The organism is Pseudomonadota bacterium, assembly GCA_039818985.1.
In the GTDB taxonomy this organism is placed as follows: domain Bacteria; phylum Pseudomonadota; class Alphaproteobacteria; order Sphingomonadales; family Sphingomonadaceae; genus Alterisphingorhabdus.
The window spans coordinates 758,414-781,337 of record JBCBSU010000001.1; the positions used below are offsets into that span (position 1 = coordinate 758,414).

Here is a 22,924-nt window from a genome sequence, read left to right on the forward strand (position 1 = left end):
GGGGTTTTTTCCCGCGATTTTCATCGCAACTTCTCCTATAGCGAAAATAGATAAACCGGGGAGCGAAGCGTGTTCAAAGGTCTCAAGCCTATCCAGTATAATGGCCGCGAGGTATGGCCGCTGATCGAAGGTGGCAAGGGCGTATCCGCCACCAATCATGCCAGTTCGGGCGCATGGGCCGCCGCCGGCGGTATCGGCACCGTTTCGGCCGTCAATGCCGACAGCTATGATGCCGACGGCAACGTTATCCCGCAGGTCTATCATGGTCGCAAGCGTGAGGAGCGGCATGAAGAACTGATCCGCTATGCCATTGACGGCGCGGTTGAGCAGGTACGCCGCGCCTATGACATGGCCAGCGGCCCAAATGGCATGCGAGGCGCGATAAACATCAACGTGCTGTGGGAGATGGGTGGCGCCCAGCAGGTGCTGCACGGCGTGCTGGAAAAGACCAAGGGCATGGTCGCGGGTGTCACCTGTGGTGCCGGCATGCCCTATAAGCTCTCCGAGATCGCGGCACAGTATAACGTTAATTACCTGCCGATCATCTCCTCGGCACGTGCCTTTCGCGCTTTGTGGAAGCGCGCCTATCACAAGGTTTCCGACCTGATGGCCGCTGTTGTCTATGAAGACCCGTGGCTTGCCGGTGGGCATAATGGCCTGTCCAACGCCGAAGACCCGAAACAGCCGCAAGATCCTTATCCGCGCGTCAAATTGCTGCGTGAAACGATGCGCGATCAGGGTATTTCCGATGATGTGCCGATCATCATGGCCGGTGGCGTCTGGTATCTGCGCGACTGGGAAGACTGGATCGACAATCCCGAGCTCGGCCAGATCGCGTTCCAGTTCGGCACCCGGCCGTTGCTGACCAAGGAAAGCCCGATCCCCGATGTCTGGAAGGATGAACTGACCAGGATCGAGGAAGGCGATGTGCTGCTGCACAAGTTCAGCCCGACCGGCTTTTACTCGAGCGCGGTGCGCAACGCGTTTCTGCGCAGTCTCGAGGCGCGGTCGGAGCGGCAGATACCGTTTTCGACCGAAATGGCGGGCGAGCATACCGCGCAGCTCGATGTTGGCGTAAAGGGCAAGAATTTCTGGGTTGCCCCGGCCGATCTGGAACGTGCGCGGCAATGGGATGCGCTGGGCTTTACCACTGCGCTGAAAACCCCGGACAATACCGTGGTTTTTGTCACGCCCGAAGAGCGCACCACCATCCGCAAGGACCAGGCCGATTGTATGGGATGTCTGTCGCATTGTGGTTTTTCGTCATGGAAAGACCATGACAATTTCACCACTGGTCGTCTGGCCGACCCGCGCAGCTTCTGCATCCAGAAATCGCTGCAGGACATCGCCCATGGTGGCGATGTGCATCAGAATCTGATGTTTGCCGGGCATTCGGCCTATGAATTCGGCCGCGACCCCTTTTACTCCAACGGCTTTGTCCCGACGGTCAAGCAACTCGTGGATCGCATCCTGACAGGGGATTGAGCCTGATGGCCGAGCGGATCTGCTGGGGTGTATTGGCGCTGATCCACCTGGCGCCCTTTGCGGCTTTGTTCGCGCCTTCGATGATCGAACGGCTCTATGCAGTCGCGCCGGGCAGCGGGGCTTTCCCGCTGCTGCATCATCGTGCGGCGCTGTTCGGGTGTGTAGTGATCGCCTGTGCCTGGGCGACATTCGACCCTTCGGTCCGACAACTCGCGGCGGTGGTGACGGCGTTGTCGGTGCTCAGTTTTCTCGCAATTTACGCGATGAACGGCATGTCACCATCGCTGCGGACAATCGCTGTCGCAGATATGACCGGGTTGCCTTTTCTTGCTTATGCCGCCTGGCGCGCTTTTGCAGGCAATTGATGCGCCATATCCGTGAAGATGATCTGGGTAGCGCCGCAGTGACTCAGTTGCTGGCGCTACATCTCTCCGAGATGCAGAAATATTCGCCGCCGGGCTCGGTCCATGCGCTCGATGCTTCGGCGCTGAAGACGCCTGATGTCAGCGTCTATAGCGCATGGGATGATAGCCATCTCAGCGGCATCGGCGCGCTGCGCCAGATCGATACCGTGCATGGCGAGATTAAGTCGATGCGGACCCATCCGATCTTTTTGCGACGGGGTGTGGCGGCGGATATTCTCGAGCATATCATCGCCGTCGCCAAAGAGCGAGGCTATGAGAGGCTGAGCCTCGAAACCGGGTCAGGCGAGCCGTTCGAGCCAGCGCTGGCGCTTTATCGCAAACGCGGTTTCGCAAATGGACCGGCTTTTGCCGATTATGTAAGGACCGAGTTCAACCAGTTTCTGCACCTGACGCTTTAGCGCGTCGGGTTAATCCAGCTCCCAGGCGCGTTCGCCATGCTGGGTGATGTCGAGACCTTCCTGCTCGTCGTCTTTTTCCGCCCGCATCGGCAGTGCCATGCTCAGCGCCAGCCCGATGATCAGCGTGCCGATGATCGACCAGATGGCGACCGCGCTGATGGCGGTGGCCTGAATCACCAGCTGACCGATCATGCCGCTGCCCTCGGCATAGCCGACACCATTGAACAGGGTGCTGACAAAGATTGCCACGAGCAGGCTGCCCAAAATGCCACCCACGCCGTGCACTGCGAAGACGTCGAGAGAGTCATCAATGGCGAAGACATTCTTGACCAGGCCAATGGCATAATAGCAGACCGGCGCGGCGAGCGCGCCGATGATAATCGCGGCACCGGGGGAGATATAGCCTGCCGCCGGTGTGATTGTCGCCAGCCCCGCAATGGCGCCGGTAGCAAAACCAACCGCCGTAGGCTTGCCGGCCTTTATCTTTTCGATCAGCAGCCACAGCAATGCGGCGACGCTGGCGGCGACATGGGTGTTGATGATCGCGGCAGCGGCATCATCGCCGGCACCCAGTGTCGAGCCACCATTGAAACCAAACCAGCCGACCCAGAGCAGCCCGGCCCCGGCAACAGTCAGTGCCGGGCTGTGCGGCAGTCGAAGTTTTTTGGGCCAATCCTGCCGTTTGCCGAGCATGATCGCAGCGACCAGTGCCGAAACCCCGGCGGTGGTATGAACGACGATGCCGCCGGCAAAATCCAGCGCGCCCATATCGGCGAGCCAGCCGCCGCCCCAGATCCAATGAGCCACCGGGGCATAGACAATCAGGCTCCAAAGCGCGCAAAAAGCAATAACCCAGCCGAAGCGGGCGCGCTCGACCCAGGCTCCGACCATCAGCGCCGGGGTGATGATGGCGAAGGTCATCTGGAACACCACGAAGCTGCTCTCCGGGATGGTCAGCCCTTCGCGCACATTGCCGAGACCGATCAGCATCCAGGCGTTGCCCGAACCGATAATCCCATTGGTCACCGCGCCAAATGCCAGCGTATAGCCGACCACCACCCAGAGCAACGATACCATCGCCGCGATCGCGCCGCATTGCAGCAGCACGGAAAGAAAATGCCGTGCGCGCACCAGTCCGCCATAGAACAGGGCAAGGCCAGGCAGTGTCATCAGCAGCACCAGCGCGCTGGCGGTCAGAATCCATGCCGTATCGCCGCTGTCGCTGGGGTCGATCAGCACCGGATCGAGCGGTGCCTGGGCCATGGCCTGACCGGCACCGAACAAAGCGCAACAGCCGATCACAGTCTTGGCCATCCGCGCAACAGAGAGTTTCGGTGTCACTGCACCCTTTGCAATCATCTTGATATGTCCTGCCCCTGTACCGGTTCCGTCCGGCATCACCCACGCATGTAAATGGTCATGACAGGATTTCTACAAATTGCGGTTAATGCAAGCTGCAAAAGCTGTCTTATCAACAGGCGGGCGATCAGGCCCAGCCTTCCAGCACCTGGTCGGGCGGGCGATGGCCGTCGGACCAGATGCGGATATTGGCGGCCACCCGCATCCCCGAGGCCTCGCGCCCTTCAAAGGTGGCACTGCCCATATGCGGCATCAAGACGGTGTTATCGACTTCGAGCAGTCGCGGATTGATCGCCGGCTCATGGGTATAGACATCGAGACCCGCACCCCCGATGCGGTCATTTTCCAGCGCTTCGATCAGTGCTTCCTCATCGATCAGCTCGCCGCGTGCGGTGTTGATCAGATAGGCATCGGGGCGCATCGACGCGATCCGTTCTGCGTTGATCATCTCGTGCGTTTCTTCGCTGTGCGGGCAGTGCAGGGTAATGATGTCGCTGGCGGCAATCAGCGTATCGAGATCGAGCTCATAGCTCGCACCGAGCATCTGTTCGAGGCTTTCGGGCAATCGCCTGCGGTTATGATAACGGATGTTGAGGCCAAAGGCGCGGGCACGGTGCGCGACTGCCTGACCGATCCGCCCCATGCCGATTATACCCAGCGTCTTGCCGCCTATGCGATGACCGAGCATCGCCGAGGGCGACCAGCCCCGCCACTTGCCGGACCGCAACAGTTTCGAGCCTTCGCTAAGCCGGCGCGGCACACCGAGGATCAGCGCCATGGTCATATCGGCAGTATCATCGGTGAACACACCCGGGGTGTTGGTGACGATAATATTGGCGGTGCGGGCTGCTTTCAGGTCGATATGATCGACCCCGGCACCGAAATTGGCGATCAGCTTTGTGCGAATGCCGTCCTGTTCGAACAGGGATGTGGCGATATCGTCGGTGACGGTCGGCACCAGCACATCGCATTCGCGCATTGCCCGGGCCAGCGCTTCGCTATCCATGGCGCTATCGTCGGCATTGATCTCGACATCGAAAAGCTCGGCCATACGCTCCTCGACAGCAGGTGCGAGACGCCGGGTGACAATGACTTTTGGTTTGCTCGACATATGCCATGGCTTTGCGCGATCACCGGCAAAGGTCAAGCCCTGGCTTGGATGGCCCTGCGGTTCGTATCGATGGTGTAATGGTAAAATTTCGCTGCAGCGTCGCTGATGTCAACTAACCCGCTTGATCACAGACGTCCGGTGCTGATAGTCAACCCGATTGTGGGAGTGTCAGACATCATGAGCCAGAAAGCGATATATCGGCGCGCATGGGGGAAATCCATCGCCCTTATGCTCAGCCTGTGCGCCATGGTGGCGGCACCTGTGAGTGGATCGGCCCAGACCAGCCAGCCGCCCTATTGGGCCTCGATCGATGAAGATGTTGCGCGCACCCGCACCGGGCCAAGCACCGAATATAAGATCATGTGGGTTTATGAGCGCAAGAATCTGCCGGTCAAGATCATCAAGCGTTATGGCGTGTGGCGGCAGATCGAGGATCCGGACGGCACGCAGGGCTGGATGCATGCCCGGCTGCTCAGCCGCACCCGCACCGCGATGGTTATCGGCGAGATCCGGGCCATGCACACCGCACCCAGCGCCGAGGCGGAGATTGCCTGGCGGCTGGAGCCCGGCGTTGTCGGCAAGCTGGGCGATTGCACCGAAAGTGGCTGGTGCGGCTTTGATGTCAACGGTCGTTCAGGCTTTGTCCGGGCCGAACATTTGTTCGGCACCGGAGAACCTTGATTCTTTAGTGGCTGCCTAGACCAGCTCCACCGCCACAGCGGTAGCCTCGCCGCCGCCGATGCACAGGCTGGCGACGCCGCGTTTCAGGCCGCGGGTTTCCAGCGCGCCGAGCAGGGTGGTGATGATCCGGGTGCCGCTGGCGCCGATGGGGTGACCGAGCGCGGTGCCACCGCCATTGACGTTGATCTTCTCATGCGGGATGCCGATGTCCTGCATCGCAAACATGGTGACGCAGGCAAAGGCTTCATTCACTTCCCACAGATCGACATCATCGGTGCTCCAGCCGGTCTGTTCGAGTAGCTTGTTGATCGCGCCGACCGGGGCGATGGTGAATTCCGATGGTTCCTGCGCATGCGCGGCATAGCCGACAATCTTCGCCACCGGTTTCTGGCCATTGGCTTCGGCCTTGCTCTGACGGGTCAGCACAACGGCGGCGGCGCCATCAGAGATCGAGCTTGAGGTGGCGGCGGTGATTGTGCCGTCCTTGGCAAAAGCCGGGCGCAGCGACGGGATTTTGTCAGGGCGACCACGGCCGGGGCCTTCATCCACATCGACTGTCTGCTCACCCTTGCGGGTGGCATAGGTGACGGTGGTGAGTTCCTTGGCAAAGGCACCGCTTTCAATCGCGGCATTGGCGCGGCGCAGCGACTCGATGGAATAATCATCCTGTGCCTCGCGGGTCAGCTGATATTTGTCGGCCATATCCTGCGCAAAAGTGCCCATGGCGCGGCCTTCCTCATAGGCATCTTCCAGACCATCGAGAAACATATGGTCATAGGCAGTATCATGACCGATACGCGCGCCCGAGCGGTGCTTTTTCATCAGGTAAGGCGCATTGGTCATGCTCTCCATGCCACCAGCAACTACGGTGTCGACACTGCCCACAGCAATGGCTTCAGTGCCCATAATCACCGTCTGCATGCCGGAGCCGCAGACCTTGTTGACCGTGGTCGCCTGCACCGATTTGGGCAGACCGGCTTTAACCCCTGCCTGACGCGCTGGAGCCTGGCCCAGGCCGGCGGGCAGCACGCAGCCCATATAGATGCGGTCGACATCCTCACCGGCAACGCCCGACCGCTCGACCGCTGCCTTGACCGCGGTGGCGCCCAGATCGGTGGCGCTCACATCGGCGAGTGCGCCCTGCATCGCTCCCATCGGGGTGCGGGCATAGGAGAGTATAACGACCGGGTCCTGTTCGGAGAATGCTGCCATGGGGAGTGTCCTTTTTGTTGTGCAGATTGGCTTGCGGCCGACCTTAACCGTTGGGGATTGCGGTCTGGTCGATATAGCCTCTGCCGATTGTTGGGAATATATGCCTTAGTCGTAGTGCCTCGCAAAGCAGATTTCAAAGAAAACGCTCTTGGCGAGCGCGAAATAATCTTTCACAAGCGCCAGCAATATGACCGACAGCATCCCCAGGAGACATGAGCAATGAGCGCCTATCCCGATTTCGATTTCCAGCTGGGTGAAATGGCGGACCAGATTCGCGATACCACGCGCCGTTTCGCCACCGACAAGATCGCGCCGCTGGCGGCGAAGATTGATGCCGAAGACTGGTTCCCGCGCGAAGAGCTATGGGCGCAAATGGGCGAACTCGGTCTGCACGGCATCACTGTTGCGGAAGAGGATGGCGGACTCGGCCTCGGCTATCTCGAGCATGTCGTCGCGGTCGAGGAAGTCAGCCGTGCCAGCGCCTCTATTGGGTTGAGCTATGGCGCACACTCCAACCTGTGTATCAATCAGATCGCCCGTTGGGGCAATGCCGAACAGAAAGCCAAATATCTCCCCGGTCTGGTCAGTGGCGAGCATGTCGGATCGCTCGCCATGTCGGAAGCCAATGCGGGGTCCGATGTCGTCTCGATGAAGCTGAAGGCCGAGGCGGTGCAGGGTGGCTATATCCTCAACGGCACCAAATTCTGGATCACCAATGCACCCTATGCCGATACACTGGTGGTCTATGCCAAGACCGACCCCGGCGGCGGATCGCGCGGCATCACCGCCTTCCTGATCGAGAAGGACATGCCCGGCTTCTCCATTGGCCAGAAGATCGAGAAAGTCGGCATGCGTGGCTCGCCAACGGCCGAGCTGGTGTTCAGTGACTGCGAAGTGCCGGAAGACAATGTCATGGGTCCGGTCGGCGGCGGTGTCGGGGTTTTGATGAGCGGCCTTGACTATGAGCGCGTAGTGCTCTCCGGGTTGCAACTCGGCGTGATGCAGGCCTGTCTCGATTGCGTCGTCCCCTATGTCCGCGAGCGCCAGCAATTCGGCAAGCCCATCGGCTCATTCCAGCTAATGCAGGCCAAGGTCGCCGATATGTATGTCGCGCTCAATTCCGCACGCGCCTATGTCTATGCCGTCGCCAAGGCGTGCGATGTCGACAATACGACCCGTTTTGATGCAGCAGGCGCGATTCTGCTGGCATCCGAGAGCGCATTCAAGGTTGCCGGCGAAGCGGTGCAGGCACTGGGTGGTGCAGGCTATACCAAGGACTGGCCGGTGGAACGCTATATGCGCGATGCCAAGCTGCTCGATATCGGCGCCGGCACCAATGAAATCCGCCGGATGCTGATCGGGCGGGAGTTGATCGGGGCCAACTGAATAGCGTCAAAATAGGGATCGCATCAAATATAGGAGAGAATGCCATGCCCGAATATCGCGATTTTCGTGCGCAGGCGCTGCATTATTTTATGCGGCCGCATGAGGATGTTGCTGCTGCGCCCATTGCCCATGATGCGGCCTGGGATGCCGATGCCATGCGCGCGGCGCCGGAAAGCTGGCAATATAATCTGAGCGATGCGGATCTGGCCGAGCTCGAGCAGGCGCTCGACGCGGTGTCTGAACTGCCGATGGAAGAGATCAGCCGCAGCAATTTCCCCTTGCCGCAATTGCAGCAGCGCATTGCCGATTGGCGCGATACGCTGATGAACGGGCGTGGCTTTGTTCTGGTTTCGGGCCTGCCGGTCGAACAATGGGGCGAGGAAAAGGCGGCACGCGCCTATTGGGGCATTGGCCATCATCTCGGTATCCCCGGGGCGCAGAATCCGCAAGGCGAGTTGCTCGGCCATGTGCGCGATTATGGCGAGGAGGATGCCGACCCCAATGTCCGCCGCTATCGTACCGCGGGCGATATTGCCTTTCACTGCGATGCCGCCGATGTGGTCGGTCTGCTCTGTCTCTATCCGGCGCGCAAGGGCGGGGAGAGCCGCATTGCATCCTCGGTCTCTATCTTCAACCGGTTGCTGCGCGATAATCCCGATCTCGCTCAGCGCATGTTTGAACCGATACTGGTTGATCGTCGGGGTGAGGAATCCGAAGGCGAGGCTCCGGTCTTCCCGATGCAGCCGGGCTGTTATGCGGATGGCAAGCTAAAAACCTTCTGGCACAGCGACTATTTCCGCTCCGCCTATCGCCATGACGGGCTGCCACCGCTCGATGAAACGGGCGCGGCGTTGCTCGACCGCTATGATGCGCTCGCCATGGACCCGGAATTTCATCTCGACATGGATCTGGCCAGCGGCGATATGCAGTTTATCTCCAACCATGTGACGATCCATTCGCGCACCGCCTATGAAGACTGGCCCGAAAAGAGCCGCATGCGCCATCTGCTGAGATTGTGGCTCAGCCTTGAACAGGAACCATCATGACCGCACCTGTGCTGCCGACAGAAATTGACACACAATCAGAAGTTTACCGCGCACAATCGGCGCATAATGTTGCGCTGAAAGATGAGCTCTGGGGCAAGGTCGCCAAGGCTGCAAAAGGCGGCAGCGAGAAGTCGCGCGAGCGGCATGTGTCGCGCGGGAAACTTCTTCCGCGGGAGCGGGTAGAGCGGTTACTCGATCCGGGGTCGCCGTTTCTCGAGATCGGCCAGTTGGCCGCCAATGGTCTCTATGATGATGCGGTGCCTGGTGCGGGGCTAATCTGCGGCATTGGCCGCGTTTCGGGGCGGCAGGTGATGATCGTCTGCAACGACGCCACGGTAAAGGGGGGCACTTACTATCCGCTAACGGTGAAAAAGCATCTGCGGGCGCAGGAAATTGCCGAGCAGAATCATCTGCCGTGCATCTATCTGGTCGATAGTGGCGGCGCCAATCTGCCGCATCAGGATGAGGTGTTTCCTGACCGCGAGCATTTTGGCCGTATCTTCTTCAACCAGGCGAATATGTCGGCGAAGCAGATTCCGCAGATCGCTTGCGTCATGGGCAGCTGCACCGCGGGCGGGGCCTATGTCCCCGCCATGTCTGACGAGACGGTGATTGTGCGCAATCAGGGCACGATTTTTCTCGGCGGTCCGCCGCTGGTGAAGGCGGCGACGGGTGAGGAGATTAGCGCCGAGGATTTGGGCGGTGGCGATCTGCATGGCCGCAAATCGGGTGTGGTTGATCATGTCGCCGAGAATGACGAGCATGCCCTGACCATTGTGCGGGATATTGTCAGCCATCTGCCGCAGAGCCGCGCGCCGGATATTGATCTGCATGAACCCCGCCCCCCCAAATATGACGCCGAAGAGCTGTACGGCATTCTGCCCGAAGATGTCCGCGCGCCCTATGATGTGAAGGAGATCATCGCGCGGCTGGTCGATGGCAGTGAATTTCACGAGTTCAAGGCGCTCTATGGTAGCTCGCTGGTCTGCGGCTTTGCCCATATCTGGGGCATGCCGGTGGCGATCCTCGCCAATAACGGTATTTTGTTCAGCGAGAGCGCGCAAAAGGGCGCGCATTTTATCGAGCTGGCGTGCCAGCGGCGTATCCCGCTCTTGTTCCTGCAGAATATCTCGGGCTTTATGGTCGGCGGCAAATATGAGGCGGAAGGCATCGCCAAGCACGGCGCCAAGCTGGTCACCGCCGTCGCCACCGCCAGCGTGCCGAAAATCACGGTGCTGATCGGCGGCAGCTTCGGTGCAGGCAATTACGGCATGTGTGGCCGCGCCTATTCGCCGCGTTTCCTGTTTTCCTGGCCCAATAGCCGCATCTCGGTCATGGGCGGCGAACAGGCGGCCAGCGTCCTCGCCACCGTCCACCGCGATGCCGACACATGGAGCGAGAAAGAGGCCGAAGCGTTCAAAGCCCCGATCCGCCAGAAATATGAGGATGAAGGCAACCCCTATTATGCCACCGCGCGGCTGTGGGATGACGGCATTATCGACCCGGCGCAGACCCGCGATGTACTGGGCCTGGCGTTTGCGGCGACGTTGAATTCCCCGGTAGAGGAGGCGCCCCGGTTCGGGGTGTTCAGGATGTGATAACCATGAATATTGCCAAATATATCGTTATTCTTTCCGCATTGTTGATCGCCGCGCCCGCAATCGCGCAGGAATCCCCACCACCGCCACAAGAGGTTCCCGATGCCAAAGCGCAGGTTGATGCGATCATGGTACCCATCAACGCGCTGTTCGCGGCTTTGGCGTCGCGTGATACATCGGGGATCGGCCAATATATTCAGGATGGCGCGACCATCACCATCGCAACCGGACGGTCAAACGAGGTCCGGCGCATCAGTTTCGACCAATGGGCGGCGCAGATTGCCGCTTCGACCGACCAATATGAGGAGATCATGCCCGACCCCGCCATGGGCATTGACGGCAATATCGCCATGGTCTGGGGCTTCTATACCTTCAAACGCAATGGCGCGTTCAGCCATTGCGGTGTCAACCATTTCAGCCTGACGCGTGAGGATGGCGTCTGGAAGATCGCCAATCTCGCCTTTTCCGTCCGTGTAAACCAGTGCCGCGAGCCATCATGATAACTTCCCTGCTTATCGCCAATCGCGGCGAGATTGCCTGCCGCATCATCCGCACTGCGCGCGATATGCGTATCCGCACTGTTGCGGTCTATTCCGATGCCGATGCCAAGGCGCTGCATGTGCGACAGGCGGATGAAGCGGTGCATATCGGGCCTTCTCCGGCAGCAGAGTCCTACTTGGTGGGCGCAAAGATCATTGCGGCTGCCAAAGAGACTGGAGCCGAGGCGATCCATCCGGGCTATGGCTTCCTCTCGGAAAATGCCGATTTTGCGCAGTCGGTTCTCGAAGCCGGGCTGATCTGGGTCGGACCCAAGCCGGACTCGATCCGTGCCATGGGGCTGAAGGATGCGGCGAAGAAGCTGATGGATGAGGCCGGTGTGCCGACCACGCCGGGCTATCTCGGTGATAATCAGGACCCCGACCACCTCGCCAGCGAGGCCGAGCGTATCGGCTATCCGGTGCTGATCAAGGCGGTCGCGGGCGGCGGCGGCAAAGGCATGCGCAAGGTCGATACAGCGGCGGATTTTGCCGATGCGCTGACCAGCTGCAAGCGCGAGGCGATGGCGAGTTTCGGCAATGATGTCTGCCTGATCGAGAAATGGATTGAGAGCCCGCGCCATATCGAGGTGCAGATTTTCGGCGATAGTCACGGCAATGTCGTCCATCTGTTCGAGCGCGACTGCTCGCTGCAACGCCGCCATCAGAAGGTGATCGAGGAAGCCCCCGCACCCGGCATGGATGAGGCCACCCGCGAGGCTGTCTGCGGCGCCGCAGTGCGCGCGGCGAAAGCGGTAAACTATGAAGGCGCGGGCACGATCGAGTTTATCGCCGATGGCTCGGCGGGGCTGAGCGCCGACAAAATCTGGTTTATGGAGATGAACACCCGGCTGCAGGTCGAGCATCCGGTGACTGAGGAGATTACCGGGGTTGATCTGGTCGAATGGCAGTTACGCGTCGCTGGTGGCGAGCCGATCCCGGTGGCGCAGGAAGATTTGAGCATACAAGGTCATGCGATTGAGGCACGGCTTTATGCTGAGGACCCGGCAAGCGGGTTTCTTCCTAGTCCCGGGCGTATTGACGACTTGGCGCTGGATGACCGTATAAGGATCGAAACGGGTGTCGAAGAAGGGGATTTTGTCAGCCCTTTTTACGATCCGATGATAGCGAAATTGGTAGCGCATCAAGACGAGCGAGATGCAACTATTGAGGAGCTATTGGAAGCGCTAGAGGCTAGCTATGTCTCGCCACTCAGTACCAACCAGGGTTTCCTTTATGAGTGCCTCGCACTCGACGAATTCAAAAATGCAGAGCTGAACACGGGGCTTATAGGCACTAAGGCGGAAGAATTATTGCCAGCCGAAATCCCCAGCCAGTCAGCTATAGATGCAGCCGCAAGGTGCTATCGTCGTGAACCCACCGGATGGATGGGAGAACTTTTCACACGTGACAACAGTCTGCAAGAGAAGCAATTTGGTTTTCGCCTGAATGCCCCAGTACGAAAGTCGGTCACTCTTTATACAAAGGGCCAAGCCGTCTCTGGAGATACTACTAACTTCCAACATATTTTTGGCGTTTGCGCGACCATGCCCACTGAAAACGATATTTTTGTAACTGAGCGTGGTCAGACATATGCTTTCTCAATCAGGGGGGCTGATGGTCAAGGTAGTCAATCTGCCTCCGACGGCACCATCCTCTCCCCCATGCCGGGGAAAATTATCGCCGTTGCCGTTAGCGAGGGCGACAGCGTAGCCAAGGGCGACAAGCTGGTGACGCTCGAGGCAATGAAGATGGAGCATACGCTCACCGCGCCGTTTGATGGCACCGTCGCCAGCCTCTCCGCCAGCGAAGGCGCACAGGTCAGCGAAGGTATGGCGCTGGTCGAGATTTCCGCTGCTGACGACTAAATACCGTCAAACGGTTCGTCATGCTGAACTTGTTTCAGCATCTGTTCAGCAGCTAGCACTGGCATCAGGGTAGCGAAATAGACCCTGAAACACGTTCGGGGTAATGAGTGGAGGGGCTGCTTCTCATCTTAAACCAACTCCTCACCCACCCGGTCTATGCGCCGCTGTTTGCTGCCATTCTCGGCGCCGTCCTTGGCAGTTTTATCGCGGCACTGGTCAGCCGCTGGCCGGTCAATCGCAGCATTTTCGAGCCGCGCTCGACCTGTGATGCCTGTGGTGCAAAACTGCGGTCGCATGAGCTGATCCCGATTGTCTCCTATCTGATCCAGCGTGGCAAATGCCGTCGCTGCGGCGCAGCGATCGAGGCGGACGCTATCAGCATCGAGGTCATCGCGGCGCTGGTCGGGGCGCTGTCGCTGATTATCGCACCCGGATGGGAGGGCGTAACATTGGCGCTGTTCGGCTGGCTGTTGCTGCCTTTGGCCTGGCTCGACTTCCGCCATTACTGGCTGCCCGACCCATTGGTGATCGTGCTGGCGCTCGGCGGTCTGGCCATCGCTGCGACCGGATCGTTCCCGCCGCCATTGGCCGACCGTCTTGTCGGCGCCGTTGGCGGCTTTGCCCTGCTAGCGCTGGTCAGCATCGGCTATCGCGCCTTGCGCGGGCGCGACGGGCTGGGCGAAGGTGACCCCAAGCTGTTCGCTGCCATCGGCCTGTGGCTTGGCTGGCAGGTGCTGCCGGTATTGCTGTTCATGGCCGCCAGCCTTGGCCTGATCCTGGCGCTGGTGGCGATGATCGGCGGGCGCGACATGACAGGCACGTCGCAATTCCCCTTCGGGACGCTGATGGCGATCCCGGCCTGGATATTGCTCGCTGCGGACGCTCCTGCGCTGTTTTCCTGAAACCCATTTCAAAACGCTACCTGTTTGGCTATGCTGCCGGTAAAGCTTGGTTATGGAACAACCAAATTCCGTTCGGGCTGAGCTTGTCGAAGCCCTGTACTTTCCTGGTTGGAAGTGAAGAACAGTCCTTCGACTGGCTCAGAGCGAACGGAGGAGTTCTATAGCCGATATGAAAATATAAGGAGTAGGATAGATGGCCACCGCGATTAAACAGGACGACCCTGCCGCACATATGCACACCGTGCTGGACAAGCAGCGTGCGGATTTCACCGCCTCCATGCCCGAGGCGCTGTCGGTGCGGACCGACCGGATCAATCGCGCCATTGCCCTGCTGGTCGATCATGCCGATGATTTCGCCAAAGCGGTGAGCGAGGATTTCGGCCATCGCAGTGAAGAACAGACGCTGATGACCGATATCGTCCCCAGCATCTCGGCGCTGAAACATGCCAAAAAGCATCTCAGCAGCTGGGCGCGTGGCGAGCGGCGCAAGCCGACATTTCCGCTCGGCCTGCTTGGGGCCAAGGCAGAGATAGCCTATCAGCCCAAGGGCGTGGTCGGCGTTATTGCGCCATGGAACTTCCCGGTCGGCATGGTGATGGTGCCGATGGCGGGTATATTGGCGGCGGGCAACCGCGCCATGGTCAAGCCGTCGGAATTTACCGAGCGGGTCTCCGAGCTGTTTGTCGAGGTGATCCCGAAATATTTCGCCGAGACCGAAATGGCGGTGTTCACCGGCGGACCGGAAGTCGGCATGGCGTTCTCGTCCTTGCCCTTCGACCATATGATTTTCACCGGCGCCACCAGTATCGGCAAACATATCATGCGCGCGGCATCGGAAAATCTGGTGCCGGTGACGCTCGAGCTGGGCGGAAAATCCCCGACGATTATCGGCCGCAGCGCCGACAAAACCAAGGCGGCCGACCGTATTGCGCTGGGCAAGATGATGAACGCCGGGCAGATCTGCCTCGCGCCCGATTATCTCTATGTCGCCGAAGAGCAGGAAGACGAGATGATCGGCGCGGTCACGCAATCGGCAACAGCCATGTACCCGACATTGCTGAGCAATGATGATTACACCTCGGTGGTCAATGGCCGCAATCATGATCGGTTGCAGGGCTATCTTGATGATGCCAAGGAAAAGGGTGCGGAGCTGATCGAAGTCAATCCGGGCGATGAGGACTTCTCCAGCTCCAACGGCCATAAAATGCCGCTGACCATCCTGCGCAATGTCAATGACGACATGAAGGTAATGCAGGAAGAGATTTTTGGGCCCATATTGCCGGTCAAAACCTATAACACCATCGATGAAGCCATTGATTATGTGAATGAAAATGACCGGCCGCTTGGCCTGTATTATTTCGGCAGCGACAGCGGTGAGGAGGAGCGGGTGCTCGGCAAGACCATTTCCGGCGGCGTCACCGTCAATGATGTGATCTTCCACAATGCCATGGAAGACCTGCCTTTCGGTGGTATCGGCCCCTCGGGCATGGGCCATTATCACGGCTTTGATGGTTTCAGGGAATTCAGCCATATGCGCGCCGTTTACAAGCAGGCGAGCATGGATGTCGCGGGCATGGCCGGGTTCAAGCCACCCTATGGCAAGAAAACCTGGGCCACGATCAAGCGCGAACTGAAGAAATAAGCGGATTGCAACAGACAGCATGCTCCGCTATCTGAGCGCGTCTGCGGGCATCTGGCCCGAGACCATATGATGCGGGTATGGCGGAATTGGTAGACGCGCCGGATTCAAAATCCGGTGTCCCTAGGACATGTCGGTTCGAGTCCGACTACCCGTACCATTTTTTTGGTGAGATTATCCCTTCCACAACAGGCAAAGCGTAGCAGCGCTCATGGTTGCTGGTGCCGTCCAGTCCCATGGTTTGCCATGGCTTGGCTTTGGGCTTCATCGCCGCCTGCTGAAGACTCGCGCCCCCAGAGCCCGATAATATCATTATATCCATAATGGATGTTTTTTGGTTTCGACATCCGATCGCATGATTCTCTCAATAGTGTCCGATATTTAGAACACGGAGTTTTCAATAAAAGCATCAGATATTACACCATTATATCGCCATAAAATTATAGCGATAGATAACTGATACTAATATGGCTTCTATCTGCGTTGACTCTTCATGGGCCGCTGGGCAGCGATGGCTTTTGACAACTGGGGAAAGTCATGAATACTCAACGAGAGCAGGATATAAGTCGATATCGGGGGATGCAGATCATGCTGTTCCTCTTCTCTTTTCTGTTTTTTGCAGGAATTACATTCGGTTACGTAAATCTGTTTCTTGGCTTCGGGTGGTTTGTCGCTGTAGTCATTGGCTTTGCGATATCAGGTTTTGCCTTTTTGCTTGCTCGCACCATTGGTTTGACACCCGATGGCGCGTTCAAAAGCGGCAAAAACTGGTTTCTGATGGCGGTTCTGCTCATTGTTAGCGCTGCCGGTATCTACAATACATTGATGCTACAATTTGAAGGCGAGCAAATTCTTGCTGATGCTGCAACGGAATCAGAGGATGCTTTCGCGGTTTTGGAGGGTTCTGCAGAAACCGAGTTGAAGACCAGCGGCATAGAAGAGCGTGTCGGGCAAATAGAATCATTGAAAGATGCGCTTTTCAGTGAAATGCGCAACCCGCGAAATTGTGGTGAGGGGCCAGAGGCTGCGCGTATTATCTCGCAGTTGCGCAATGAGCTGCCCGAGTTTCGACCCGTCAGTAGCGGCAGGAGTCAGCGCAGGGGGCAGGATTGCAGCTACCTTGAACCCGTCATTGCCGACTATAATACACGCATCTCGCTGCTTCTGGATCGGGCGTCGTGGAACAATCGTGACCTCAGGGACGTGCTGGAAGTGTCGCTACGCGCACAAAACGAGATGGAGAATCTGCGGCAGGATGTCTCGTCGGGCTACACGCCATTACAGCTCAAACAGTTCGTCAATATCCTGGAAGATGCCGACGCGGTTTATCGCAAGACACGCAAAAAGCTCGGCAAAGAGACTGATATTGGTTCCATTCCGCCGTCCCTCCCCATCGTGGCGGCCAAGAGCTTGGGGAATATCTACAAACTGCCCGGGCTGATCTGGAGCCGCATAGAATATCTCTCGACATGGGCCTATCTGCTGTTGGCCGCAGGCTTTGATTTTCTTCTCGTTTCGCTGTTTGAGCTGGTGAGAACCAACAAGGTCAGCCGTGTCAAACTACCACCGCAATTCCAAGGATAGTTTGATGCAAGACGAAGACCTGCCAAAACCGTTCAAGCCCAAACCGCTCGACGATGATGAGTCCGCGTCAGCCTCACCAAAATCGGGCGACACCATATATAGTTCCGGCTTGCCGCCAGGCGATGAAGATGATGACTCGCCTTCAGGTGGAAGCAACGCATCGGATACGTTCGGGAGTAAACCATGGTCTGCCGGGAGGCTCGACGGAGCTGATACCGATGATGATCAGCAAACGCCCGATATCGATGTCTCGAGGCTGGGTATGGAGTTGGCGAAAGCCATGTCGGTCAAGGAACAGGGTTATCACCCTGTGGTAATCTTTGGCACCAACAACAGTGGCAAGACTGCGCTGCTGATGTCGCTATTTTCCATATTGCGTAATGAAGCCGACAGGCTGAAAGCCGGTCTGGTTCTGTGCGAGCCGCTGCTCGACGATAATACCGAGACGGGCGGGCTGCTCTATGAAGAGGCCCAGCACACCTTCGAAATCAAGACGAAGGCTTTCATGAGGCGCGAGAAAATTCCGGTGACACGCTTCGAGCTGCCGTTTTTCATACCCGTAGAGCTTCGACCACAAAAAGAAGAAAATATTCGCTTTGCTTTTATGGAGAGTAATGGCGAATGGTATCGCCCGTTGGTCGAGCCCGGTGCCGAGTTGACCGGTGTGAAAAAACTCTATCCCGCGATGAGAAAGGAAATCGAACAGTTTGTCGGCGAGTTTCGCGGCGGTATCAGTTTTATCTTCATCGCACCCGCGACCCAGGAAAGGGTGCATGGGCCGGCACGGATCGGGCGTGACATTGACAGGTTGGAAAGTGCTTCCGAAGCTTTGGTGGGCGTTCTTAAAAGCTATGAAAGAATAAGAAAATTTTCTCGTGAAAAGGATCGCTTTGTCACCCTGATTACCAAATGGGATGCGAGGAAAAGAGGTGAGCAAACCAATGCTCCGATAGATGATCCGGAATTTCTTGCCCAGGATGAGGGGGCTGCATACCAGTTTTTCAAGGAATATTATAACGAAGCCTATTCCGAGCTTCAGGGCCTTCCTGTTTCAGAAAAGCATTGGCGTATACAGGCCTATATTTCCGGTGTCATGGACGAGAATGGCTTGCTGCCCCTGGAGCAGGGGTCGGATCAGAAGGATGTCGTTGACTCCTATCCTGAAGAAATGTGGATATGGCTCTATAAGCACGCCCTCGAGACCAGGAAAAAAACGCCGGTCAGTCCATTTCCCAGACCACCACGCAGGCCAGCACTCATACGGTTTTTTGAAAAGGCGCTAGACGCTCTTTCGGGCGGTTAAGATGGCTCAGGATTCCACCAGCGGCACATCGCCACCCACGGCATTTCTGGAATATCATTATTATGACGGGGGTCTGAAAGGCCAGGTGCTGCCCAATATCGCCCGGCCTGATTGGGCACCGCCGATCGATGCGGTAGGGTTACCGCAGAAATACAGACTATCCGGTGAGGACAGCTGTGTAGAATTTATCCGTTTCGAGATGCCGGCCGGCCGTGTCACATGGATGGGGCTGCATATCGGCGGGATCGATGCGCAATTTGGTGATCGCGAGAATTATGAAGGCATTGGCGTCTGGTTGCTGAACCAGTCGATTACTGCACCGGACTATGTCTATCTGGCGCTCAAGGAGTTTTTCCCACCTCTAGAGAAGCGCAATTTTACCGGTGCTGCTGCTCTGGCGGATGATCTGCTACACGGGGCACTGCCGAGCTATTGTATCGCTGCAAGCCGCCTGCCCAAGCCGCTGGCCGGCCTGCCACTGGCAAAATCCTCTCTTACAAAGGATGTCGTTTATCATCTCGATACCGGTCATGAGCGTTTCCAGAGCAAGCTATGCGCTTTCCTTTTGCAGGCGCAGTTTATTTCCCGAAAAGATATGTCCGCACCGCGCTTGCTTATCATGTTATCTGACGGCGCAACGGCCAGCAGACATGATTATCGCAAGATGGAAACCGTTGATTTCACGCGTTCTTTATTGAAGACACTACCCGGGGCGTTTGAAAAACTGCAGGATAGTGTTGCTGCAGCCAACACCGCCTATGAGCAACAGGTAGAAGCGACTTCCGCGTTGCAAAACCAGCTGGCGAAGCTGCAGTCCGACAATGCCGAGCTGACTTCCAATCTGAAAACAGAAAAGCAGTCTGCTGCCCATTTTCAAGAGATGCTTTCGGAAAATGCAGAGAACAAACGCCATATTGAGCTGGTCAATCTCTACGGCGATCTTTCCAGACAGCTCAATGCGTTACAGCAGACGGCCATGAAGGGCTTCAGGGACACAGCGAGCACCATTCAAACGGCGCAAAGTTCCATCAAGTCCAGCCTGTCGAATACAGTGACTTCCGTAACCGAAGGCAATGAAAATTGGCGGCAACCCGGCCCGCCCAATAACGATCCGCATGCCTCTGCAGGTCTCGATTCCGGGGCCGAAACAAAAGTCTCTGACTTTATGGCCTGGGTGCAACGCAAACCTGTTTTGGCAGGTGCCGGGCTTTTGATTGCTGTGCTGGCAACCGCCTGGATTATCAGCACGCTCTGGCAGGATAGCGACGAGGGTACAGAGGTGGAGCAGGGGGTACCGACGAAGAGGTCAGCATTGCGGCAAAAGAGACTTTTACCTGCACGCCCGTGGCGGTTTATGGCCCTGCTGGCCCGATCAAATGTTCTGAAGCTGATGACTTCAGCCTTTCCGACGTCATCACCCGATCGCTGGACAATCGCTGCGATGACCCTGATAGCTGTCCCGAGATGTCCGGCGCAGAGGCGCGCAGAGAACTGGCCAGACTGCTCAGCTGGACTGGAAGCACGCGACCTGTGCGAAGCGGTGCCCAAGGTACAACATTCATCCCCGTAAGCGGTGCCACAATAGATTGCACGGTCACATCCGCACCAATAGGCGAGGACGCCCCAAGATTGGCTGAGTGTGTCTTTGGCCGGGAGAAAGAAGATCTGGCCTGTGCTCTTGTTGAAACGGGGGCCGCCATAAATAATAGTGCCAGCGGCAAAAGCTGTCCTTCCTAGAGCGTGTCCTGAAGAGCCAGATACGACCCCCTGCGGGGCGGGCTGCTTTTGGCCCAGTGCTTCGTTACTCGTCAGTCACTATGCTGTGGCATGGCTCCTTCCTCGCGCCTCGCTCTGGGCCAAAATCGGTTCCGTGCCAACGTACCTGGCTCTTCAGGACACGCTCTAGGCGCTGTCGCCGTTTATCCGCCGGGTTATCTCGGCAATGCGGGTCAGGCTTTGCAGTGCGGCGGGCAGGATGACTGCCGACTCGATCATTTCATAGGAATAGACCACAATCGCAAATATCTGTCCGGCGCTGGCGGTTATCTGGGTTGCGGCGAACCACAAATTGACCCCCAGCATCGCCAGCAGCACAGCGAAAATTGCACCATAGACAATTGCCTCGGTATCGGAGAGTCGCACAACATGCCCGCGCAGCAATGACAAATGGTGACGAATGGCGGTGCCACTGCCATTTTCGAGCACAGATACCTGTCGTTCAGCCTGTTCATTGAGATTGCTGTTGAGTGCGAAAAAGCGGCTGCCCGACAGCGCATAAATTGCCAGCACCAATAGGATCGCACCTCCAGCCATGGCTGCCAGCAGTCTGTGAAAGACGAACAGCACCGCCAATGATGCCACCAGTTGCACCGTTGCGGTGAGCACGACCGGCACTTCATTTTCCAGGAAGGTCACCAGTTCATGGCTCATATCCAGCCGGGCGTTGATGGTGGATACCGGTTGCTTGCGGGTATTGTGTACCACCGCCATGCCCAGCTCGACACCGACAGTGCCATAGGCGCGGGTGTCGTAGACGCGCCGGTCAATGGCGAGCAGCAGCAACAGCCCCATGGTGCCGGCAAGCCATATAAAGGCGGTCCAATCATTGTTGAGCAGCCCGTCAATCGACCAGCCCAGCAGCAGTGGCAGCGATGCCAGCATCGCAGTCTCGGCAAGGGTCAGGCCATTTGTGACCGCCACCTGTTTCCAGAAGACGCGCATCAGCGACGCGATGGACAGTTTCCGGTCGTGTAAGGGCATGAGCGATCAGGCGGGGTTCCGCTTTGCCGGGGTTTTGCGCTTGTCCGGCGTCCATCCCGGCGGGCCAAAGAGATGCATCCAGACATTATGCAGCGAACGCGCCCCGGCAAGATCGCGCAGCAGTTGCGGCCATTCGGAAAACCATATGACCAGCGGATTGACGCTGTCGAAATCGCGCTTCAGGCCATATCGCGGGGTTTCCTCTTCGGCCTGATAGGTATCGAAGATCCGGTCCCAGATGATCAGGATGCCGCCATAATTTTTATCGATATATTTCGCATCGCAACCATGATGCACCCGGTGATTGGCCGGTGTGTTGAGAAAACCGTCAAGCAGCGGCATCTTGCCGATCATCTCGGTATGGATCCACACCTGATAGGCGAGCACGATGATGATGCTGGCAAAGACCAGTTCTGCCGGGAAGCCGATCACTATCAAGGGCAGGTGCAATATGGCGGAGATAACACCTTCAAGGGGACCAAAGCGTATCGCAACCGCGACATTCATGTGACGCGAGGAATGATGCACCGCATGCTGGGTCCAGAACAGCCGGACTTCATGGGCAATGCGATGCTCCCAATAATAGATGAAATCCGCCGCCAGCAAGGTAAGGGCAAAGGTCCAGACATTGATCGGCATGGTCCAGCCGATCAGCGTCTCGTCGAGCAGGACATAGCCGGTATAGACGAAGGACAACAGGAAGGTCTCCGCCAGTACGGTCGGTATCTGGGTCGAGAAGCTGGCGATGATGTCGAGCAGTTTGCGACCCTTGAAGCTTCCCGATAGCAGCTGCGTGCCGATTTCGATCAGCAGCATGACGATACCGATAAGGTAGAACCCATTCTCGAAGGATTCGGCCAATTGTGCGACAGTTTCACTGTTCATCTTGCTGTTGTCCCAGTCCGGATATCAAAGTCTGCCATGCCAGTCGGCTGGCCTGTGCGGGGGTAAGATCCTGTGCCGTCACCGCCTCCCAGGCGGCATAGAGCAGGCTGCCATAGGCGTGGACGATCCATTCTGTCGGTATGGTGGCATCGAACAGACCTTCGGCCTTGGCCGCTTCGACCATGGCATGGGTCTCGCGATCCTGGCGCTGAATCGCGGCGGCGATATCGGGATGGTCGCCAATCGGCTCGCGCATCAGGAAGCGATAACGGTCGCCAAGCGGGATCAGGGCATCGAGCGTATAGTACAGCGCCTCGCCATGGGTTGCGACATCGGCACAGGCTTGCTCCGCCGCTATATCCATCTCCTCGAGCGCGGTGCGGGCGAGGGTAAGAATAAGGTCATCGCGGCCGGCAAAATGGCGGTGCAGCGTCGCGCGTCCGACACCGGCGCGCTCGGCAATATCGGCGAGCGACGCGACGGGATTTTCGGCGAGCACGGCAAAGGCTGCCTCAATCAGGGCGGTTTTTGATGGAGGGCGCAACGAATCTTGCATGAGACATTTATGTATCAATTGAGACTATAATGTCAATAGCCCGAAAATTCTTTGCTTTTCAGCGCAAAACCGATGCCGATACAGGACGGTACACCGCTTGCGGTCGCCCGGAGCTTAGGCTAATTTCCAAGTTTAAAGGGTAATGCACAGGGAGGTTATGGTGCGACGGACGCTTGTAACGCTTTTATCG

General features: G+C 57.8%; 20 protein-coding genes and 1 tRNA gene. 15 read left to right on the forward strand and 6 right to left on the reverse strand.

Going from position 1 to position 22,924, the window contains the following annotated elements:
* The first annotated feature begins 69 nt into the window (after positions 1–69).
* Genes AAFX04_03500 through AAFX04_03510 form a run of 3 tightly spaced genes read left to right on the forward strand, consistent with a single transcriptional unit; the run spans position 70 to position 2,308 of the window.
* Positions 70–1,485, forward strand: coding sequence for a nitronate monooxygenase (locus tag AAFX04_03500; protein MEO1044487.1), 1,416 nt, complete (start codon positions 70–72; stop codon positions 1,483–1,485).
* 5 nt (positions 1,486–1,490) lie between these two features.
* Positions 1,491–1,850 carry a hypothetical protein gene (locus AAFX04_03505; GenBank protein MEO1044488.1) on the forward strand — a complete coding sequence of 120 codons (360 nt, stop codon included), beginning with the start codon at positions 1,491–1,493 and terminating at the stop codon, positions 1,848–1,850.
* Complete coding sequence (locus AAFX04_03510; protein MEO1044489.1) at positions 1,850–2,308, forward strand: GNAT family N-acetyltransferase; 459 nt, start codon at positions 1,850–1,852, stop codon at positions 2,306–2,308. Before AAFX04_03505 ends, AAFX04_03510 begins: the two co-directional genes overlap by 1 nt.
* A 9-nt stretch (positions 2,309–2,317) precedes the next feature.
* Here AAFX04_03510 and AAFX04_03515 read toward each other — a convergent pair whose 3' ends face one another.
* Positions 2,318–3,571: an ammonium transporter gene (locus AAFX04_03515; GenBank protein MEO1044490.1), complete on the reverse strand. Its 1,254-nt coding sequence runs from the start codon at positions 3,569–3,571 to the stop codon at positions 2,318–2,320.
* 223 nt (positions 3,572–3,794) lie between these two features.
* The gene (locus AAFX04_03520) at positions 3,795–4,778 is read right to left on the reverse strand and encodes a D-glycerate dehydrogenase (GenBank protein ID MEO1044491.1); all 984 of its coding nucleotides are present in this window, start codon (positions 4,776–4,778) and stop codon (positions 3,795–3,797) included.
* Positions 4,779–4,955: 177 nt separating this feature from the next.
* Between AAFX04_03520 and AAFX04_03525 the strand changes: the two genes are divergently transcribed.
* The gene (locus AAFX04_03525; protein MEO1044492.1) at positions 4,956–5,459 is read left to right on the forward strand and encodes an SH3 domain-containing protein; all 504 of its coding nucleotides are present in this window, start codon (positions 4,956–4,958) and stop codon (positions 5,457–5,459) included.
* Between the two features lie 15 nt (positions 5,460–5,474).
* Here AAFX04_03525 and AAFX04_03530 read toward each other — a convergent pair whose 3' ends face one another.
* Positions 5,475–6,671 (reverse strand): acetyl-CoA C-acyltransferase, encoded by a 1,197-nt coding sequence (locus AAFX04_03530; GenBank protein MEO1044493.1) that lies wholly within the window; start codon positions 6,669–6,671, stop codon positions 5,475–5,477.
* 219 nt (positions 6,672–6,890) lie between these two features.
* Between AAFX04_03530 and AAFX04_03535 the strand changes: the two genes are divergently transcribed.
* From AAFX04_03535 to AAFX04_03585, 11 genes are all read left to right on the forward strand, one after another.
* Positions 6,891–8,057, forward strand: a complete 1,167-nt coding sequence (locus tag AAFX04_03535; protein ID MEO1044494.1) for an acyl-CoA dehydrogenase family protein — start codon at positions 6,891–6,893, stop codon at positions 8,055–8,057.
* Positions 8,058–8,101: 44 nt separating this feature from the next.
* Positions 8,102–9,103 carry a TauD/TfdA family dioxygenase gene (locus AAFX04_03540; protein ID MEO1044495.1) on the forward strand — a complete coding sequence of 334 codons (1,002 nt, stop codon included), beginning with the start codon at positions 8,102–8,104 and terminating at the stop codon, positions 9,101–9,103.
* A complete protein-coding gene (locus tag AAFX04_03545) occupies positions 9,100–10,701 on the forward strand; it encodes a carboxyl transferase domain-containing protein (protein MEO1044496.1) in 1,602 nt (533 codons plus the stop codon). The genes AAFX04_03540 and AAFX04_03545 overlap by 4 nt, the downstream gene beginning before the upstream one ends.
* 5 nt (positions 10,702–10,706) lie before the next feature.
* Complete coding sequence (locus AAFX04_03550; GenBank protein ID MEO1044497.1) at positions 10,707–11,201, forward strand: nuclear transport factor 2 family protein; 495 nt, start codon at positions 10,707–10,709, stop codon at positions 11,199–11,201.
* Positions 11,198–13,105, forward strand: a complete 1,908-nt coding sequence (locus tag AAFX04_03555; GenBank protein ID MEO1044498.1) for an acetyl/propionyl/methylcrotonyl-CoA carboxylase subunit alpha — start codon at positions 11,198–11,200, stop codon at positions 13,103–13,105. The genes AAFX04_03550 and AAFX04_03555 overlap by 4 nt, the downstream gene beginning before the upstream one ends.
* Positions 13,106–13,212: 107 nt before the next feature.
* Positions 13,213–14,007 (forward strand): A24 family peptidase, encoded by a 795-nt coding sequence (locus AAFX04_03560; GenBank protein ID MEO1044499.1) that lies wholly within the window; start codon positions 13,213–13,215, stop codon positions 14,005–14,007.
* A gap of 193 nt (positions 14,008–14,200) precedes the next feature.
* Entirely contained in the window at positions 14,201–15,649 is a 1,449-nt protein-coding gene (locus tag AAFX04_03565; protein MEO1044500.1) for a coniferyl aldehyde dehydrogenase, read from the forward strand.
* A 71-nt stretch (positions 15,650–15,720) separates the two neighbouring features.
* Positions 15,721–15,806: transfer RNA gene (locus AAFX04_03570), tRNA-Leu, on the forward strand.
* Positions 15,807–16,234: 428 nt separating this feature from the next.
* Positions 16,235–17,230 (forward strand): hypothetical protein, encoded by a 996-nt coding sequence (locus AAFX04_03575; GenBank protein ID MEO1044501.1) that lies wholly within the window; start codon positions 16,235–16,237, stop codon positions 17,228–17,230.
* A gap of 4 nt (positions 17,231–17,234) precedes the next feature.
* Entirely contained in the window at positions 17,235–18,533 is a 1,299-nt protein-coding gene (locus AAFX04_03580) for a hypothetical protein (GenBank protein ID MEO1044502.1), read from the forward strand.
* A gap of 1 nt (position 18,534) precedes the next feature.
* The gene (locus AAFX04_03585) at positions 18,535–20,103 is read left to right on the forward strand and encodes a hypothetical protein (GenBank protein ID MEO1044503.1); all 1,569 of its coding nucleotides are present in this window, start codon (positions 18,535–18,537) and stop codon (positions 20,101–20,103) included.
* 332 nt (positions 20,104–20,435) lie between these two features.
* On the opposite strand, the gene AAFX04_03590 is transcribed toward AAFX04_03585, so the two are convergent.
* The 3 genes from AAFX04_03590 to AAFX04_03600 are packed head-to-tail and all read right to left on the reverse strand — an operon-like array spanning position 20,436 to position 22,734.
* Positions 20,436–21,293, reverse strand: coding sequence for an ABC transporter six-transmembrane domain-containing protein (locus AAFX04_03590; GenBank protein MEO1044504.1), 858 nt, complete (start codon positions 21,291–21,293; stop codon positions 20,436–20,438).
* A gap of 6 nt (positions 21,294–21,299) precedes the next feature.
* Positions 21,300–22,178 carry a sterol desaturase family protein gene (locus AAFX04_03595; protein MEO1044505.1) on the reverse strand — a complete coding sequence of 293 codons (879 nt, stop codon included), beginning with the start codon at positions 22,176–22,178 and terminating at the stop codon, positions 21,300–21,302.
* Positions 22,168–22,734 (reverse strand): helix-turn-helix domain-containing protein, encoded by a 567-nt coding sequence (locus tag AAFX04_03600; GenBank protein MEO1044506.1) that lies wholly within the window; start codon positions 22,732–22,734, stop codon positions 22,168–22,170. Before AAFX04_03600 ends, AAFX04_03595 begins: the two co-directional genes overlap by 11 nt.
* Positions 22,735–22,924 lie beyond the last annotated feature (190 nt).

Excerpts from the sequence above, each read along its gene's own strand:
- AAFX04_03545 (MEO1044496.1), top strand. The coding sequence starts at position 9,100 with ATGACCGCACCTGTGCTGCCGACAGAAATTGACACACAATCAGAAGTT.
- AAFX04_03505 (MEO1044488.1), top strand. The coding sequence starts at position 1,491 with ATGGCCGAGCGGATCTGCTGGGGTGTATTGGCGCTGATCCACCTGGCG.
- AAFX04_03555 (MEO1044498.1), top strand. The coding sequence starts at position 11,198 with ATGATAACTTCCCTGCTTATCGCCAATCGCGGCGAGATTGCCTGCCGC.
- AAFX04_03595 (MEO1044505.1), bottom strand. The coding sequence starts at position 22,178 with ATGAACAGTGAAACTGTCGCACAATTGGCCGAATCCTTCGAGAATGGG.
- AAFX04_03515 (MEO1044490.1), bottom strand. The coding sequence starts at position 3,571 with ATGGCCCAGGCACCGCTCGATCCGGTGCTGATCGACCCCAGCGACAGC.
- AAFX04_03540 (MEO1044495.1), top strand. The coding sequence starts at position 8,102 with ATGCCCGAATATCGCGATTTTCGTGCGCAGGCGCTGCATTATTTTATG.
- AAFX04_03530 (MEO1044493.1), bottom strand. The coding sequence starts at position 6,671 with ATGGCAGCATTCTCCGAACAGGACCCGGTCGTTATACTCTCCTATGCC.
- AAFX04_03535 (MEO1044494.1), top strand. The coding sequence starts at position 6,891 with ATGAGCGCCTATCCCGATTTCGATTTCCAGCTGGGTGAAATGGCGGAC.
- AAFX04_03590 (MEO1044504.1), bottom strand. The coding sequence starts at position 21,293 with ATGCCCTTACACGACCGGAAACTGTCCATCGCGTCGCTGATGCGCGTC.
- AAFX04_03550 (MEO1044497.1), top strand. The coding sequence starts at position 10,707 with ATGAATATTGCCAAATATATCGTTATTCTTTCCGCATTGTTGATCGCC.
- AAFX04_03520 (MEO1044491.1), bottom strand. The coding sequence starts at position 4,778 with ATGTCGAGCAAACCAAAAGTCATTGTCACCCGGCGTCTCGCACCTGCT.
- AAFX04_03510 (MEO1044489.1), top strand. The coding sequence starts at position 1,850 with ATGCGCCATATCCGTGAAGATGATCTGGGTAGCGCCGCAGTGACTCAG.
- AAFX04_03565 (MEO1044500.1), top strand. The coding sequence starts at position 14,201 with ATGGCCACCGCGATTAAACAGGACGACCCTGCCGCACATATGCACACC.
- AAFX04_03525 (MEO1044492.1), top strand. The coding sequence starts at position 4,956 with ATGAGCCAGAAAGCGATATATCGGCGCGCATGGGGGAAATCCATCGCC.
- AAFX04_03585 (MEO1044503.1), top strand. The coding sequence starts at position 18,535 with ATGGCTCAGGATTCCACCAGCGGCACATCGCCACCCACGGCATTTCTG.
- AAFX04_03575 (MEO1044501.1), top strand. The coding sequence starts at position 16,235 with ATGCTGTTCCTCTTCTCTTTTCTGTTTTTTGCAGGAATTACATTCGGT.
- AAFX04_03600 (MEO1044506.1), bottom strand. The coding sequence starts at position 22,734 with ATGCAAGATTCGTTGCGCCCTCCATCAAAAACCGCCCTGATTGAGGCA.
- AAFX04_03580 (MEO1044502.1), top strand. The coding sequence starts at position 17,235 with ATGCAAGACGAAGACCTGCCAAAACCGTTCAAGCCCAAACCGCTCGAC.